Source organism: Methylobacterium aquaticum (genome assembly GCF_016804325.1).
Classification (GTDB): Bacteria; Pseudomonadota; Alphaproteobacteria; order Rhizobiales; family Beijerinckiaceae; genus Methylobacterium; species Methylobacterium aquaticum_C.
Genome location: NZ_CP043627.1, coordinates 3,817,355 through 3,834,358 on the forward strand (window position 1 = coordinate 3,817,355; position 17,004 = coordinate 3,834,358).

The 17,004-nt window shown below is 66.1% G+C and carries 11 protein-coding genes and 1 pseudogene; 6 read left to right on the forward strand and 6 right to left on the reverse strand.

What is annotated here, in order from left to right; genetic code table 11:
* Positions 1–5 precede the first annotated feature (5 nt).
* Positions 6–503: a bacterioferritin gene (gene bfr / locus F1D61_RS17345; protein ID WP_203152927.1), complete on the forward strand. Its 498-nt coding sequence runs from the start codon at positions 6–8 to the stop codon at positions 501–503.
* A gap of 94 nt (positions 504–597) precedes the next feature.
* On the opposite strand, the gene F1D61_RS17350 is transcribed toward bfr, so the two are convergent.
* Entirely contained in the window at positions 598–843 is a 246-nt protein-coding gene (locus F1D61_RS17350) for a (2Fe-2S)-binding protein (protein ID WP_203152928.1), read from the reverse strand.
* A 299-nt stretch (positions 844–1,142) separates the two neighbouring features.
* Here F1D61_RS17350 and F1D61_RS17355 point away from each other — a divergent pair, with 299 nt between their 5' ends.
* Positions 1,143–3,704 carry a PAS domain-containing protein gene (locus F1D61_RS17355; RefSeq protein WP_432443146.1) on the forward strand — a complete coding sequence of 854 codons (2,562 nt, stop codon included), beginning with the start codon at positions 1,143–1,145 and terminating at the stop codon, positions 3,702–3,704.
* Positions 3,705–3,821: 117 nt separating this feature from the next.
* Entirely contained in the window at positions 3,822–5,558 is a 1,737-nt protein-coding gene (locus F1D61_RS34830) for a sensor histidine kinase (protein WP_203152929.1), read from the forward strand.
* Positions 5,559–5,565: 7 nt separating this feature from the next.
* Here F1D61_RS34830 and F1D61_RS17365 read toward each other — a convergent pair whose 3' ends face one another.
* The 3 genes from F1D61_RS17365 to F1D61_RS17375 form a co-directional block, all read right to left on the reverse strand.
* Positions 5,566–5,973, reverse strand: coding sequence for a hypothetical protein (locus F1D61_RS17365; protein WP_203152930.1), 408 nt, complete (start codon positions 5,971–5,973; stop codon positions 5,566–5,568).
* A gap of 110 nt (positions 5,974–6,083) precedes the next feature.
* Positions 6,084–6,317, reverse strand: a complete 234-nt coding sequence (locus F1D61_RS17370) for a hypothetical protein (RefSeq protein WP_246775388.1) — start codon at positions 6,315–6,317, stop codon at positions 6,084–6,086.
* Positions 6,318–6,900: 583 nt separating this feature from the next.
* Positions 6,901–7,059 carry a hypothetical protein gene (locus tag F1D61_RS17375; protein ID WP_203152931.1) on the reverse strand — a complete coding sequence of 53 codons (159 nt, stop codon included), beginning with the start codon at positions 7,057–7,059 and terminating at the stop codon, positions 6,901–6,903.
* A gap of 170 nt (positions 7,060–7,229) precedes the next feature.
* Between F1D61_RS17375 and F1D61_RS17380 the strand changes: the two genes are divergently transcribed.
* From F1D61_RS17380 to F1D61_RS17390, 3 genes are all read left to right on the forward strand, one after another.
* Entirely contained in the window at positions 7,230–7,496 is a 267-nt protein-coding gene (locus tag F1D61_RS17380) for a hypothetical protein (protein WP_203152932.1), read from the forward strand.
* A 93-nt stretch (positions 7,497–7,589) separates the two neighbouring features.
* Positions 7,590–9,419, forward strand: coding sequence for a dihydroxy-acid dehydratase (gene ilvD, locus F1D61_RS17385; protein WP_203152933.1), 1,830 nt, complete (start codon positions 7,590–7,592; stop codon positions 9,417–9,419).
* Between the two features lie 4 nt (positions 9,420–9,423).
* Positions 9,424–10,572, forward strand: a complete 1,149-nt coding sequence (locus tag F1D61_RS17390) for a winged helix-turn-helix domain-containing protein (RefSeq protein WP_203152934.1) — start codon at positions 9,424–9,426, stop codon at positions 10,570–10,572.
* Between the two features lie 140 nt (positions 10,573–10,712).
* Here F1D61_RS17390 and F1D61_RS17395 read toward each other — a convergent pair whose 3' ends face one another.
* A complete protein-coding gene (locus F1D61_RS17395; RefSeq protein WP_281437015.1) occupies positions 10,713–12,674 on the reverse strand; it encodes an ATP-dependent nuclease in 1,962 nt (653 codons plus the stop codon).
* Positions 12,675–13,146: 472 nt separating this feature from the next.
* Positions 13,147–16,682, reverse strand: a pseudogene (gene dnaE, locus F1D61_RS17400) (DNA polymerase III subunit alpha).
* Between the last annotated feature and the right edge of the window lie 322 nt (positions 16,683–17,004).

Consider the following 17,004-nt stretch of genomic DNA (forward strand, 5'->3'; position numbering starts at 1 on the left):
GAGCGATGAAGGGTGACGCCAAGGTCGTCGAGTACCTCAACCGCGGCCTGCGCAGCGAGTTGACCGCGGTGAGCCAGTACTGGCTCCACTTCCGCATGCTGAACGACTGGGGTTACGTCGAGCTCGCCAAGTTCTGGCGCAAGGAATCGATCGAGGAGATGAACCACGCCGATCGCTTCGTCGATCGGATCCTGTTCCTCGAGGGCTTCCCGAACCTGCAGGAACTCGACCCGCTGCGGATCGGCCAGAACGTCCAGGAAATCATCGAGTGCGACCTCGCCGCCGAGAACGAGGCCCGCAGCCTCTATCTCGAAGCCGCGAAGTACTGCGACTCGATCAACGACCGGGTGTCGAAGCAGCTCTTCGAGGCGCTGGCCGCCGACGAGGAAGGCCATATCGACTTCCTGGAGACGCAGCTCGAGCTGATCCGCCAGGTCGGCCTGCCGCTCTACTGCCAGCGCCACATCGGCGGCCTGGAGACGATCCAGCCCGAGGCCATGTGACCTCGGGTCCCGCGATCTGAGATCCCCATGATCGCAGATCGCGGGATCTGCGACCCGTGATCCGCTTCCGGGACCGCAAAGGGAGGGAGCCGCCTCAGGCGGCCTCTTCCTTCAATTCCTTCAGCGTGCAGGCCGCCCCGCAGGTGGTGGTGCAGGCGGCATGCGCCTCGGACAGCGCACGATCAAGGATGCCTCGGATCGTGCGAGCGCAACGGCCGCATTTCGGGCTGCAGCCGAGGCAGGCATAGACCTGGGCGGGCGTGCGTGGACAGCCCGGACCGGGATTGAGGCAGGCGCGCACCTGGCCGTCGGAGAGCACGTTGCAGGAACAGACGATCATGTTGTGACTGGAGCACCCGATCCGCGGAGCGCCGGGGGAATCGCTCCCGCTGACGGCTCTCAGATTAGAACTTTTGAAAACTACAACATAATCAACAGCTTACCGATTCGGCTCCCCGGCCGCAACCCGAACGGGTGCGGTCATCGCGCCGCAGGCGCTCGCCCGCGGGTCGATCCGGTGACGCGGGTAAGCACCTCTGGGAAACCCTGCGCCGTCTTGGCGGTTGCCGAGAGGTATCGCTCCGTCTATCCGGCTGCGGTTCCGCAGGGTCCGGCGGGGGTGGGCCGTAACGATCAGCCATGACCAGCGACGACGCGAGCGGACAGAGGGAACCGGCCGGAGGGGGCGCCGCGAGGCTCCCGGACGAGGCTGCGATCCCGGATCTCCAGGCACCGGATCTCTTGACACCGAACCTGCTGCCGCCGGATCTCACCGACACCGCCCGCCTCGCCTGTGCGGTCTGCGCGAGCGCCTTCGCGCTGGTCCACATGCCGGATGCCGCCCTGGTCGGGCTGCTGCCGCCCGGGTTGTCCCCGCAGGATGCCGCGGCACTCGCGCGCCTCGCCGGCGCCGACCCCGTGATCGTTCAGGACCTGGCGCGGGACGGACGCACCGCCGACCTGTCCGCCGTGACCGACCCGCCGGCCCTGCGCTTCCATGCCGGCATCGCCCTGCCGGGCCCGGACGGACAGTCCCTCGGCACCCTCTGCGTGCTCGATCCCGAGGCACGGCCGGAGGGGCTGACGTTGCGGCAGGCCGAGGGACTCGCCACCCTAGCCCGGCAGGCGGCGCGGGAGATCGGCCTCGCCCGGGCGCTCGCCGAAGCCCGGGCCGATCGCGACGACCTGCGCAGCATCACCGAGGCCGCTCCCGCGCTGATCGCCGCCCTCGACCACGACGAGGTCTGCCGCTTCGCCAACGGCAACTTTTCGCGATGGTTCGGCCTCGATCCGTCCGAGACCGTCGGGCGCCCGCTGCGGGCGATCGTGGGCGAGGCGGCCTACGCCGCGCGGCAGCCGCTGCTCGCCCGAGCCTTCTCCGGTGAGACCGTCTCGTTCGAGGCGCCCCATCCCGGTGGCGACGGACGCCACGCGCTCGTGCGCTACGTCCCCCATCGCGAGCCCGGCGGCGCGATCGTCGACCTGCACCTGCTCGGCGTCGACATCACCGCCGAGAAGGAGGCGCGGGCGGCGCTGGCCGACAGCGCCCTGAAGTTCCGGGCCATCGCCGAATCGATGCCCCAGATGGTGTGGTCGACCCTGCCGGACGGCTACCACGACTATTACAACCCGCGCTGGTACGAGTTCACCGGCATGCCCGATGGCTCGACCGACGGCGAGGGCTGGAACGCGATTTTCCACCCCGCCGAGCAGCCGGAGGCCTGGCGGCGCTGGCGCCACTCGCTCGCCACCGGCGAGCCCTACGAGATCGAGTACCGCCTGCGCCGGCACGACGGGATCTATCGCTGGGTGCTCGGCCGGGCGATGCCGATCCGTGATCCCCGCACCGGCGCGATCGAGCGCTGGTTCGGCACCTGCACCGACATCGACGATCAGGTCCGGGCCCGCGAGACCCTGGCGCGGAACCGCGAGGTGCTGGAAGCGCAGGTGGCCGAGCGCACGGCGGCGCTCGCCGAGGCCAATGCGCGCCTGACCGCCGAGATGGAGGAGCGGGCCCGGATCGAGGAGGCGTTGCGCCAGTCGCAGAAGATGGAGGCGGTGGGCCAGCTCACCGGCGGCATCGCCCACGACTTCAACAACCTGCTCACCGGCATCGTCGGCTCCCTCGACCTGATGCAGACCCGCATCAACGAGGGCCGGACGCAGAACCTGAGCCGCTATGCCGGCCTCGCCATGGCCTCGGCCCAGCGCGCCGCCGCGCTCACCCACCGGCTCCTGGCCTTCGCCCGGCGCCAGCCGCTCGAGGCGCGGGCGGTGGACGCCAACCGGCTGGTCAGCTCGATGGACGAATTGCTGCGCCGGACGCTCGGCGAGCGGGTGCAGCTCGAGGTGGTGGTGGCCGGCGGCCTGTGGCTGACCCTCTGCGACCCCAACCAGCTCGAGAACGCGATCCTCAACCTCGCCATCAACGCCCGCGACGCGATGCCCGACGGCGGGCGGCTCACGATCGAGACCGCCAACGCCCATCTCGACGACGCCTACGTCGCGAGCGAGATCGGGGTCCGGGCGGGGCAATATGTCTGCCTGTGCGTCAGCGATACCGGGTCCGGCATGCCGGCGGACGTGATCGCCCGGGCCTTCGACCCGTTCTTCACCACGAAGGCCATGGGCGAGGGGACGGGCCTCGGGCTCTCGATGATCTACGGCTTCGTCAAGCAGTCGGACGGGCACGTGCGGATCTATTCCGAGGTCGGCGCCGGCACGACGGTCAAGCTCTACCTGCCGCGGCACCGCGGGCGGATCGCCGACGAGCCCGCGCCCGAGCGGGACCTGCCGGTGCCGCGGGCCGAGCACGGCGAGACGGTGCTGGTGGTGGAGGACGATGCCACCGTCCGGGCGCTGATCGGCGAGACCCTGACCGATCTCGGCTACCGGGTGATCGAGGCGCCCGACGGGCGGACGGGGCTGCGCCTCCTCGAATCTCCCGGGCGGATCGACCTCGTCGTCACCGATGTCGGCCTGCCGGGCCTCAACGGCCGCCGGATGATCGACGAGGCCCTGGCGGCGCGGCCGGACCTGCGGGTGCTGTTCATCACCGGCTACGCCGAGAATGCCGCCTTCGGCAACGGCCACCTCGCGCCCGGCATGCGGATGATCACCAAGCCCTTCGCCATCGACGCCTTCGCCGCCAAGGTCCGGGCGATGATCGAGCCGGCGCAGGAGCGACGGCGCGAGGGCTGACGGTTTTGCGAGGGATCCGGGACGGCAAGGCTTCCGCGCGGGGATTGCTTTAAGATAAGGTAGGCCCCGCCCGCGGGGCGGCCTCCCCTGCCCTCGCCTCCAGGACCCGGATCGCCCGTGCTCCAGCCGCCGCTCCGCGTCTTCCTGGCCCTCGGCTTCGGGGCCGCGGGCCTGGTGGCGACCCTGGTGCTCGCCCTGGTGGCGTCCCGTGTCGCGAGCGATCGTCTCGAGGCGCGCATCGAGGCCGAACTCGGCGACCTCGCCGTCACCATGGCCGGCCGGCTCGACCGCGGCCTGTTCGAGCGCTGGCGCGACATGGTGATCCTGGCCGAGAACGACACGATTCGCGATCCTGCGGTGCCGGCGGAGCGCAAGCGCCGGGTGCTGTGGCGGGCGCAGGAGACCTATTCCGACTACGCCATCATCGGGCTGATCGGCGCCGACGGCCGGGTCGCGGTGACCAGCACCGGCGCGCTCGAGGGGATCGACGTCGCGCATCGGGAGTACTTCGTCAGGGGCCGCAGCGGCCCCTTCGTGGGCGACGTGCACGACGCCGCGCTGCTCGCCAGCCTGAGACCGGACGGCGATCCCGCCGACCCGCCGCGGGTGCTCGACATCGCCGCTCCCGTACGGGACGATGCCGGCCGCCTCGTCGGGGTGGTCTCGGGCCATCTCGACTGGACCTGGGCCCGGGCGGCCGAGGCGGCCCTGCACGAATCCGCCGCCGGCCAGCGCGACGTCACCCCCCTGGTGCTCGCCCGGGACGGCACGGTGCTGCTCGGCCCCGAAGCTCTGCGCCGCACCGACCTGCCGGCGGACCTGCCGAGCGTCGCCGCCGCCCGGGCCGGCCGCTCCGGTACCGTGGCCGAGACCTGGCCCGACGGGAAGCGCTACCTCACCGGCTACCGGCCGAGCCGGGGCTACCGCGATTTCCCGGGCCTCGGCTGGACCGTGCTGGTGCGCCAGGACGCCGGCACCGCCTTCGCGGCGGTGGCGGAGCTCCGGCGCCAGATCCTGCTCTGGGGCCTCGTCGTCGCCACGGTGGCGGCGGGCATCGGCTGGTTCGCCGCCGGCCTGCTCGCCCGGCCCCTGCGCCGCCTCGCCATCGCCGCCGCGGCGCTCGGCCGGGGCGAGCCGGTCGCGGTGCCGGCCTCCGCCGTGCGCGAGGCGCAGGCGATCAGCCTCGCCCTCACCGCCGCCGCCGACGCCCTGCGGCGGCAGGAGGAGGAGCGCCGGGCGGCGGATGCCCGCCAGGACCTGCTGATCCACGAGCTGAACCACCGGGTGAAGAACACGCTCGCCACCGTCCAGTCGATGGCGCGCCAGACCGCCCGCAGCGCCGCCAGCCTCGCCGACTTCACCGGCAGCTTCGAGGCCCGGCTCCTGGCGATGTCCCAGACCCACAACGTGCTCACCGCCAACCACTGGGAGGGGGCGGGCCTGCGCGGGATCCTGTCGGCGGAGCTGGAGCCCTATGCCGGCGGGCGCCCCGACCGCATCCGCCTCGACGGGCCGCCGGTCTCCCTCACCCCGGCGATGGCCCTGCCCCTCGGGATGGCGATCCACGAACTCGCCACCAACGCGGCGAAGTACGGCGCGCTCTCGGTCGAGATGGGCCAGGTGGCGGTGGAGTGGGAGGTGGCGTGGCAGGCCGGCGCCGGAACCCTCTCCCTGCGCTGGCGCGAGAGCGGCGGTCCCGCAGTGGTGCCGCCGGCCCGGACCGGATTCGGCACCCGGCTGATCCGCACCAGCCTGGAGCGTGAGCTCGCCGGCGCGGTCCGGCTCGACTACGCGGCGTCGGGCCTCGCCTGCCGGATCGCGGTGCCGCTCGCGGCCCGGACGCAGGCCGCGTGATGACGAGTCAGCGCCCGTACGGGTAGCAGCGGCTGCGCTCGAGCGGGAGGCCGAGATGCGCCGCCAGCGCCCGGATCGCCTCGTCATGCGCGACGTAAGGGTCGCGGTTGCCGACGCCGACGATGATCGGGCAACCCGCCCCCGACGGCACCATGGCGGTGGCGAGCCCGTTGCCCTCCTGGTCGCGCAGGGTGAAGAAGCGCGGCATGGTCCGGCGCAGATGCGCCTTGAGGCCGATCTGCTGCTCGATGAACGGCCCCGGGGGCGGCACGTAGGAGGCCTCGGCCCGCTCCCGCGCCTGCCGAAAGTGCTTCTCGACCGCGTGGCCCATCAGGGCCGATTCCTGGATCGCTTCCGCCTCCGTCTCGATCCGGAACCAGGTCTTTCCGCCCGTGACGTCGCAGACATAGTCCATCGCTCACCTCGGCGGTCTCCGGGCCGGCGGCCCTACTCCTGGGAGGTAGGGGCGAGCAGACCGTTTTTGAAGCGCCGGTGCGTCGCTACGCCCTCGGGCGGCCGCGGCCCTCAGGCGTCCCGCAAGGCGTCCCGGCCCTGCGCGGTGAGGCGCCATTCGGCCGAGGCGCCGCCGGGCAGCGGGCCGGGCCGCTCGCCCAGGAACAGCAGGTCGCCGTCATTCTCCAGGGCGCAGAGCCGGCTGTGGTCGCCGGGCCAGGCCCGGTCCGGCTCGCGCCGGACGGTGATGCGGCCCTCGTCCGCGAGGGCGGCGCGGCTCAGGAGGCGGCGGCGGTGATCGATCATCGCGTCGGATCCTTCGGCTGGTGCGGCCACGCGCGATGACCCCGACGCGGGAGCGGCGGGCGGCGCGGCCTGGAGGGCGCGACGATCGCGCCCGGATGGATCGAGGATGCGCCCGCACCCGAGGATCGGGTCGCGTGGCGCGGAAGAGTCCGGCGCCGCTCTCCGGCGGCGCGGGAGACCTGTGGCGCCCCGTCGGCGGGGGGCGAGGCGGGCCGGGGCATGGCCCGTCGGCCGGCACGGCCAAGCTTAGCAGTTGAGCCTCGGGATGCAACCCGGATGGTTTCGAGACCGTATCCGGCCGCAGGACGGGTGAATCCCGCCCGCAGGACGGCGGCGCGCGGCCGGCGGATGCCGTCGCTCGAAGCCCGTCTCGAGTTGCCCGACGGACTCGACACCCTCGATTCATTCCGGGGCCGCAAAAGCGGAATCCATGATCGCCGACGCCTCAGGGAGAAGCGGAACGCATTCCACACAATTCGTCCTCGTCAGCGTTCATGGATCCCGGGTTCTCGTCTTCGACGAGCCCCGGGATGACGAGGAGAGATGTCGACGATTGTGTCAGATTAACCGAAAAGCTGATGAATCAGCCCCGTCCCGTGAGAAGCCGGCCGGCCTGCTCCCAGCCGCCGAGGAGGTCGGCCCCCGTGCAGGCGATGCCGACCGTCAGCAGGGTGATCCAGAACGCGATGTGGCCGACCGCTTCGAGCGGCCGCCAGCCGTAGTGGCGGAGTTGTGTGTACATCGCCGATTCGTGGCGCCGGAATGGTTAACAAATCGTTACCGCGGCGGCAGGGGAGCCGCCGCATCGACGCGCCTCGATCACGGACGGATGGACACGGCCAGGATGCGGGAACTTCGCCGGCCGCGCCGCGTCGACTCCGGCAAGAGAGTTAGCCAAGGAACCGTTCCGCCATGCCGGCCCGCCCCCTCCTCCCCGCTCTGCTCGCCCTTGGGCTCCTCGCCCCCCTCCCCGCCCTCGCGCAGGTGAGCGAGACCGGCACCGGCGGCGGGCCGGCCTCGACGATCAAGGCGCCCAACACCACCGGCACCGGGCAGACGGTGCCCAAGCCCGGCGCGCTCGGTCCAAACGAGACCGCCACCGTCTCGCCGCAGATGCGCCGGGAGGCGAAGCGCGAGGACGCGATCATGAAGGGCATCTGCATCGGCTGCTCGAAGTAGCGGCTGCTCGCGGACCTGATCTGCATTCAGGGACTTGCGGGAAACGGGGTCGCGGCGGCATGACGCGGGGGAGCCTCCCTTAGAAGAGTTCCGATGCCCGCCTATCGCTCCCGCACCACCACCCATGGCCGCAACATGGCCGGCGCCCGCGGCCTGTGGCGCGCCACCGGCATGACCGACGCCGATTTCGGCAAGCCGATCATCGCGGTGGTGAACTCGTTCACGCAGTTCGTGCCCGGCCACGTCCACCTCAAGGACCTCGGCCAGCTCGTGGCGCGGGAGATCGAGGCGGCGGGCGGCGTCGCCAAGGAGTTCAACACCATCGCGGTCGATGACGGCATCGCGATGGGCCATGACGGCATGCTCTACTCGCTGCCGTCCCGCGACCTGATCGCCGATTCGGTCGAGTACATGGTCAACGCGCATTGCGCCGACGCCATGGTGTGCATCTCGAACTGCGACAAGATCACCCCCGGCATGCTGATGGCGGCGCTGCGCCTCAACATCCCGGTGGTCTTCGTCTCCGGCGGGCCGATGGAGGCCGGCAAGGTCAACCTCTCGACCGGGATCAAGAAGGTCGACCTCGTCGACGCGATGATCGCCGCCGCCGACGACCGCGTCACCGACGAGGACGTGCAGGTGATCGAGCGCTCGGCCTGCCCGACCTGCGGCTCGTGCTCGGGCATGTTCACCGCCAACTCGATGAACTGCCTCACCGAGGCGCTCGGCCTGTCGCTGCCCGGCAACGGCTCGGTGCTGGCGACGCATGCCGACCGCAAGCGCCTGTTCGTCGAGGCCGGCCACCTCATCGTCGACCTCGCCAAGCGCCATTACGAGCAGGACGATTTTTCGGTTCTGCCGCGCGCCATCGCCTCGATGACGGCGTTCGAGAACGCCATGACCCTCGACATCGCCATGGGCGGCTCGACCAACACGGTGCTGCACCTGCTCGCCGCGGCCTACGAGGGCGAGGTGCCGTTCACCATGGCCGATATCGACCGGCTGTCGCGCCGGGTGCCGGTCCTGTGCAAGGTCGCGCCGGCCGTCGCCAACGTCCACATGGAGGACGTGCATCGCGCAGGCGGTATCATGGCGATCCTCGGCGAACTCGACCGGGCCGGCCTGATCGACACGAATGTCGGCAATGTCGGCTCCGGCACCCTCAAGGAGGCGCTGGCGCGCTGGGACGTCGCCCGCACCACCAGCGAGAGCGTGCGCGAGTTCTACCGCGCGGCCCCCGGCGGCATCCCGACCCAGGTCGCCTTCAGCCAGGCCTCGCGCTGGGACGAGCTCGACCTCGACCGCGAGGGCGGGGTGGTGCGCGATGCCGCCCACGCCTATTCGCAGGATGGCGGCCTCGCGGTGCTGTACGGCAACCTGGCGGAGGACGGCTGCATCGTGAAGACCGCCGGTGTGGACGCCAGCATCCTCAGCTTCTCCGGCCCGGCCCACGTCTTCGAGAGCCAGGACGCGGCGGTCGAAGGCATCCTGGGCGGCAAGGTCAAGGCCGGCGAGGTGGTGCTGATCCGCTACGAAGGCCCCCGCGGCGGCCCCGGCATGCAGGAGATGCTGTATCCGACGAGCTACCTGAAGTCGAAGGGCCTCGGCAAAGCCTGCGCGCTCGTCACCGACGGGCGCTTCTCGGGCGGCTCCTCGGGGCTGTCGATCGGCCACGTCTCGCCGGAAGCGGCGGAAGGCGGGTTGATCGGCCTCGTCGAGCAGGGCGACCGGATCGAGATCGACATCCCGAACCGGCGCATCCACCTCGCGGTCTCCTCTGACGAGATCGAACGCCGCCGCGCCGCGCAAGTCGCGAAGGGCTGGCAGCCCGCCGCGCCGCGCAAGCGCAAGGTGAGCGCCGCGCTCCGGGCCTTCGCCAGCATGACCACCAGCGCCGCGCACGGGGCCGTGCGGAAGATCTGACCTGATGGGGATCGTGCGGCTGACGCCTTCCGAAGCCCGCCGGGTCGCCCTCGCGGCGCAAGGGTTTCACGCCGCACGCCCTGCCACCGCCGGTCCCCGGCATCTCGCCGCCACGATCGACCGGCTCGGCCTGCACCAGATCGACAGCGTCAACGTCCTGGTGCGGGCGCATTACCTGCCGGCCTTCTCGCGGCTCGGCGCCTACGACACCGCCCTCCTCGACCGCCGCGCCTGGGGGCCTAAGCGCGACCGTCGGCTGTTCGAGTACTGGGCGCATGAATGCTCGCTGCTGCCGCTCTCCCTCCACCCGCTCCTGCGCTGGCGCATGGCCCGGGCCGATCGGGGCGAGGCCGGCTACCGGGCGATGCGGACCTTCGCCACCGAGCGCCGGCCCGAGGCGATGGCGTTGCTCGCGCGGCTTCGCGACGAGGGCCCGCTCTCGGCGTCCGACATCCAGACCGGCCGCGCCGGCTGGTGGGCATGGAGCGAGCCCAAGCGCATGCTCGAATGGCTGTTCTACGCCGGCCACGTCACCACTGCGACGCGGCGGCGCAGCTTCGAGCGGGTCTACGACCTCACCGAGCGGGTGATCCCGCCGGACATTTTGTCTCTGCCCGACGTGCCGGAGGCGGAGGCGCAGGCCCAGCTGGTCGCCCTCTCCGCCCGGGCGCTCGGCCTCGCCACGGCGTCAGAACTCCGCGACTATTTCCGCCTCGATGCCCCGGATGCCGCCGCGGCCATCGCCCGGCTGGTGGAGGAGGGCCTCCTGCTCCCGGCCGAGGTGCCCGGCTGGCCCCCCGCCTACCTCCACCGCGACGCCACGATCCCCCGCCGCGTCTCGGCCCGAGCCTTGCTCGCCCCCTTCGACCCCCTGGTCTGGGAGCGCGCCCGCACCGAGCGCCTGTTCGGTTTTCGCTATCGCATCGAGATCTACACCCCGGCGGCGCAGCGGCAGTACGGGTATTACGTGCTGCCGTTCCTGTTCGGGGAGGAGCTGGTGGGGCGGGTGGATCTGAAGGCGGATCGGGCGGGGGGACGGCTCATCGTCCACGCGGTGCATTGGGAGCCGGGGGTGGTGGAGGAGGCGCGGGAGGCGTTGGGGGTGGAGTTGGGGGTTTTGGCGGGGTGGTTGGAGTTGGCAATGACAAACTGAATATCATTTTCATTTTATGAAAATTCTTATCTATAAAAATATTTTCGTTGTGTGTATAGATATTACTTGTATATTCTGAGATATTTAGATCGAAACCTTTCGTCGATATGCTGCCGGCGGAACCGCCGGCAGCGCCCATGCTATGACTTAACTAATGTATTTAATCTGTCGAACGCGAGCTGAGCCCTTTCCAAGGTTTTATCTACGTCTTGAGAGGTCGAGTCAAGAATTTGAGGATGGCGGATCAACCAGTCAGATGGAGTAAAATGATCAAATTCGGGAATATCATTTGGCATCCTGCGAAACGCTGCTTCCGCCTGCTTGACTTGGCGAGGTGTATTTTCAGCTTCTGCCAATAATTTTGCCGAAAGCTTTCTTTCTTCTGGAAGATTATATGCCTGGTTTAATATCTCCGCAAATAACCCTGGCTCGAAAAAATCTTCTACGTCTGCTTCTGATTTCCCCGTAAAGTCCGCCGCAGTAAAAATATTGGTCGATGCTAAAATTTCGCTTCGTCTCAAATCTTCAATTTTACGTTTATCGGCGGCTCCGAAATCGGTCAAAACGACAACATTTAAACCATTGCCGCCAAATAGGGAGACAAAGGGGCGTATTTTATCAATACCTCCAGAAGGACAGATTATCCATCTGCCGCTCAACCCCGCACGGCCTCGGCGTTTGAGTGCAGCAGATAGAGCTTGCAAGTACAAAATATCCGACGGCCCTTCAACGAGGAGCGAATTTTGACCTATGAATAAAGACTGCGCGATATCATAACCAAGAGCACCTTGTAAAGGAAATAAAGTATCCCGATCGTTTGCCAGAACATCGGCACGAACCTTAGTGCCCTTCACTTCGGGGCGAGACCCAGATCTTATAACAACATCCTCTACAATTCGCACAGAGGAAAACCGATCAGCCGGCACCATAAACGGAGAATGTGTAGAAAACATAACTTGATGATGAGGCAGCAGTTCCTTTTCTACATATCTTAAAAGATCTGCCTGCGCTTTTCCATGCAAGGTCAATCCTGGCTCATCTAACAATATAATTATGTTGCTTTCTAGGTTTCTAAGCGCCGCAAATTGCACTAGAAATGAGAAGAACCACACAAAACCTGCACTACGCTCGGAGAATGGTACACTGGCTCTATGCAAAATATTCCACACGCGAGCGCGAACAACAGTACCAGAACTATACGGTGCAGGATCTTCTGGACGTCCTTCTGAAAAATCGAGTTTAACTTCGAGTGAATCGTTTTGTGTCCAATAAGTAAATATCTGCTCAGTGATCTCGTTCGACGCCGCTTCACATTTCGCTATAAGTTCTTCATATTTTTTAGATTTCTGCAATTCTTCGATAGATGTTCCTGCGAGCTCCAAAAAATTAAGAAATATTTCGTCTCCAATCTGAACTTTATCTTGCTGACGATCTTGAGCGAGCTTATTAATTGAAATTTGCCCACTCATACGATCGTAATGCGAAACATAGAAAAATTTCGGAAGTTTTGCTTCAAGAATTTGACGCGCTTTGCTGTATAAGCCGTCAGATACCCGCTCTTTGATTTGCTTTAAAAGACTATTGTGCTTTTCAGTCCGCCCAGAGATACTCTCTAATTTTGAAATCAAATCATTAGCACTATCTGCGCCTTGAATTTGTTTTTTCTCAGCCGCGTTTAGGCGCGACTGTTCGATGAAATATCTTACAGCAGCGTTCTCATCTATCGGAACAGTCCAATATGTGCCGGGAGCTTTATAATGCTTCGTAATTGTAAAAATTGACCCAGTGACCGCATCTGCACCATACTCGACAGCCAATTCGTCTTTTAGATATTGATTGATTTCCCATGATGTAGCAACAACAACTGCTTGTGTCTCAGGATGCCTCTGATTATATCGAGTTACGAAGCGCCGAGGGTAGTCTTGATCAACATCAAATAGTGTATTTGGCTTATTAAGAGGATTCAATGCATGAAGAGCTTGCAGAATAGCCGTTTTCCCTGCTTCATTTTTTCCAACCAAGCATGTTAAATCATCTACTTTAAATTCGGTCGAGTCCTCCACGGATCTAAAATTCTGCACCTGAACTGATATCAATCTCATCAGATATATTCCTTAATTTTTGCCACCTACACATACTACCGAAACAAATGCAGAACGCAAAGACTTTATGGCGAAGTTCAGACTACCATGATGGCGATGGTATTATGATTAATTAATGGACGCAGCTATTTATTGTCAATCAACTATAAATAATAATTGATGCAGTCATGAGTCGTTCAATAAATAAAAATTTAGATGTCATATAAATATTTTCCTTTATATCTCTCCAAAAATGAATTTGATTGCAATTTTAGTGAAATGTTAAAAAAGATAAAACGTATTTCACAGTAAATTAATTTAAACTGAAGATGATTCTCTTCAATCCAGGAACGCCGAGACGATACCTAAATCTCTTGCATATTTTGCTATGGTCACGAAAAATATTCCTGAAAACGTTTTTATATTAGAGATTGAGAGTGTTAGCTAAAATGGCGCCGGCAATGAAAGAAGTCATGCCGGCGCGATTTGCCCCTTAACTCACCTCCACCTGCACCACCCCCGGCACCGCCCTGAGCGCCCCCGCAATCTGCGGCGTCGCCTGATATTTCCCCCCAGCTTCACCTCCACCTCCCGCTCACCCCCATCGAGGATCAGGATCAGCGACACCTCCCCCTCCCCTTTCACCTGCAACCGCTGTTGCACGCTGGAGATCGGGCGCTCGTCGCGCAGGTAGATGCGCATGCCCTTCTGATGGCGGGCGGCGGCTTGGTCGAGGGGTTCGCAGGTCTGGATGCGGGCGCGGACGTCCTCGCCCTCGGTGCTGGCCTGGAGCTGGAGCACCAGGGCGGCGCCGGGTTCCAGCATGTCGCGGTAATGCGAGAGGCCTTCGGAAAAGATGATCGCCTCGAAATGGCCGGTCTGGTCGGAGAGCGTGACGATGCCGAGCTTGTTGCCGGTCTTGGTGCGGCGCTCGGCGCGGTCGAGCACGCTCGCCGCGACGCGGCCGACCGTCGAGGTGCCGGCGCGGACCGAGCGGCAGAACTCGGCCCAGGTCTGCACCCGGAGCTTTTGCAGGAGGTCGCCGTACTCGTCGAGCGGGTGGCCGGAGAGGAAGAAGCCGACCGCGTCGTATTCGCGCTTGAGCCGGTCGGCCATCGGCCAGTTCTCGTAAGCCGGGATGCGCAAATTCACCTCGGCGGCGGCGACACCGCCGAACATGTCCATCATGCCGACGGTCTCGGCCTCGGCGGCTCCTTGCGCGAGCCGCATCATCGGCTCGACGGCGGCAAAAGCCTTGGCCCGGTCGGGCTCGATCGCGTCGAGGGCGCCGGCGGCGACGAGGTTTTCCAGCGTGCGCTTGTTGACCTGCTTCGGGTTGAGGCGCCGGGCGAAGTCGCCGAGATCGCGGAACGGTGTGTCGCCGCGGGCCTGCACGATCGCCTCGACGGCGGCGCGGCCGACGCCCTTGATGGCGGCGAGCGCGTAGCGGATCGCGCCGTCATGCACCTCGAAGGTGACGCCGGAGCGGTTCACGTTCGGCGGCTCGACCTTGATGCCGAGGCGCTGCGCGTCCTGACGCAGTTCGGCGAGCTTGTCGGTGTTGTCGATGTCGAGCGACATCGAGGCGGCCATGAACTCGACGGGAAAGTTCGCCTTGAGATAGGCGGTCTGGTAGGTGATCAGCGCGTAGGCCGCGGCGTGCGACTTGTTGAAGCCGTAATCGGCGAACTTGGCCAGCAGGTCGAAGATCTCGTTGGCTTTGCCCTTGTCGAGGCCGCGCTCGACCGCGCCCTTCACGAAGCGGTCGCGCTGGGCGTCCATCTCCGCCTTGATCTTCTTGCCCATGGCGCGGCGCAGGAGGTCGGCGTCGCCGAGCGAGTAGCCGGCCAGGACCTTGGCCACCTCCATCACCTGTTCCTGGTAGACGATGATGCCGAACGTCTCGGCGAGGATCGGCTCCAGCTTCTCGTGCGGGTACCAGTTCTTCTCGTTGCCGGCGTCGCGGCCGAGCTTGCGCTCGCAATAGACCGGGATGTTGGCCATCGGGCCCGGGCGGTAGAGCGCCACCAGCGCGATGATGTCCTCGAACCGGTCGGCGCTCATCTCGACCAGCGCCTTGCGCATGCCGGCCGATTCCACCTGAAACACCCCGACCGTCTCGCCCTTCCTCAGGCGCTCGTAGGTGAGGGTGTCGTCGATCGGCAGCGAGGGCAGGTCGACCTCGATTCCGCGCAGCTTCAGCAGGTCGGTCGCGGCGCGGAGCACCGTCAGGGTCTTGAGGCCGAGGAAGTCGAACTTCACCAGCCCCGCCTGCTCGACCCACTTCATGTTGAACTGGGTCACCCGCATCCCGGTCTTCGGATCGCGGTAGAGCGGCACCAGCTCTTCCAGCGGCCGGTCGCCGATCACCACGCCGGCGGCGTGGGTCGAGGCGTGGCGGTGCAGGCCCTCGAGCTTCTTGGCGATGCTCATCAGGCGCGCGACGACCGGCTCCTCCTCGATCGCGCTCTGGAGCTTCGGCTCGCCCTCGATGGCCTGCGCCAGCGTCACGGGGTTGGCCGGGTTCTGCGGCACCAGCTTCGTCAGCTTGTCGACCTGGCCGTAGGGCATCTCCAGCACCCGGCCGACATCGCGCAGCACGCCGCGGGCGAGCAGCGTCCCGAAGGTGATGATCTGGCCGACCTGCTCCTCGCCGTAGCGCTCCTGCACGTAGCGGATCACCCGCTCGCGGCCCTCGACGCAGAAATCGATGTCGAAATCCGGCATCGAGACGCGCTCGGGGTTGAGGAAGCGCTCGAACAGCAGGCCGAAGCGGATCGGGTCGAGATCGGTGATGAGGAGCGACCACGCGACGAGCGAGCCGGCGCCCGAGCCGCGGCCCGGCCCGACCGGGATGTCGTGCTCCTTGGCCCACTTGATGAAGTCCGAGACGATCAGGAAGTAGCCCGGGAACTTCATGTTGGTGATGACGCGGATCTCGTATTCGAGCCGGTCGCGGTAATCCTTCTCCGTCAGCCCCTCGGCCGGGCCGTGCTGGCGCAGGCGCTCGGTCAGGCCTTCCTCGGCCTGGCGGCGCAATTCGGCGGCCTCGTCGGGGGCGATCTCCTTGGCGACGGCCGTCGTGGCGGCGGCGACCTGCGCCTGGAGGGCAGCACCCTCGGGCGTTCCTTGTGAAGGCGTCGTCAGGCTCGGCGCGCCGAAGCTCGGCAGGATGGGCTTGCGGGTGCGCACCCGGTAGGCGCAGCGCATCGCGATCTCGACGGTCGCCTGGAGCGCGTCGGGCAGGTCGCGAAACAGCTCGGCCATCTCGGCCCGGGTCTTGAAGGCGTGGCGCGGGGTCAGGCGCCGGCGCTTGTCGTCGGAGACCAGCCGTCCTTCGGCGACGGCCAGCAGCGCGTCGTGGGCCTCGTAATCCTCGGGCTTGGCGAAATAGGGCTCGTTCGTCGCCACGAGGGACAGGCCGTGCTTGTCGGCGAGGCGAATCAGCTCGCCCTCGACGGCGCGCTCGTCAGCGAGGCCGTGGCGCTGCAGCTCGACATAGAGGTGGTCCTCGCCGAAGGCCGATTTCAGGGCCTCCAACCGGGCCAGCGCCAGTTCGGGGCGGTTCGCCCGCAAGGCCGCATCGACCGGGCCGCCCATGCCGCCGGTGAGCGCGATCAGGCCGCCGGCGCAGTCCTTGAGCGCCTGGGCCGAGACGCGGGGCACCTCGCCGAGATGGTTGTCGAAATAGGCGCGGCTTGCGAGCCGCAGCAGGTGGCCGTAGCCGGTCTCGTCCTTGGCCAGCACCACGATGTGCGGGTGGGAGGCGTTCAGCTTGGCGTTCGCCTCCGGCGCCTCGAACGCCACGCTGAGCTGCATCCCGGCGATCGGCTGGATGCCCGACCCGGCCGCCTTCTCGGAGAATTCGAGCGCGCCGAACAGGTTGTTGGTGTCGGTGAGCGCCAGGGCGGGCTGCCGGTCGGCGCCCGCGGCCTTCACAAGGTCGCCGATCTTCAGCGCGCCCTCGAGCAGCGAGTACGAGGAGTGGACGTGCAGGTGGACGTAGCCGACGGGCTTCAGGATCTGCAAGGCGACTCACTCCTACCGAGCGGGCTAAGATTCCCGCAGAGACCCGGAGAGTCACGACCCGGCGCGCATCACCCGTCCGAAAATCGATGGGGATTCACCGCCGAATCTCCGGAACCGTCCTGGACGTGACCGCAGGGCCACGCCGGTCCGTCAGTGCATCGGCGACAGAGCCACCGCCCACAAGGCGATCGCGCCGGTGAGCAGGCCCATCGAGGCGACCTCCGTGACAGCGATGAGGATCTTGCGTATGTTCATGGTCTGTCCCCTTGCGATGTCCGGATGTTCGTTCCTGTTTTGTTCCATGTCAAAGGGGGTTGGCGCC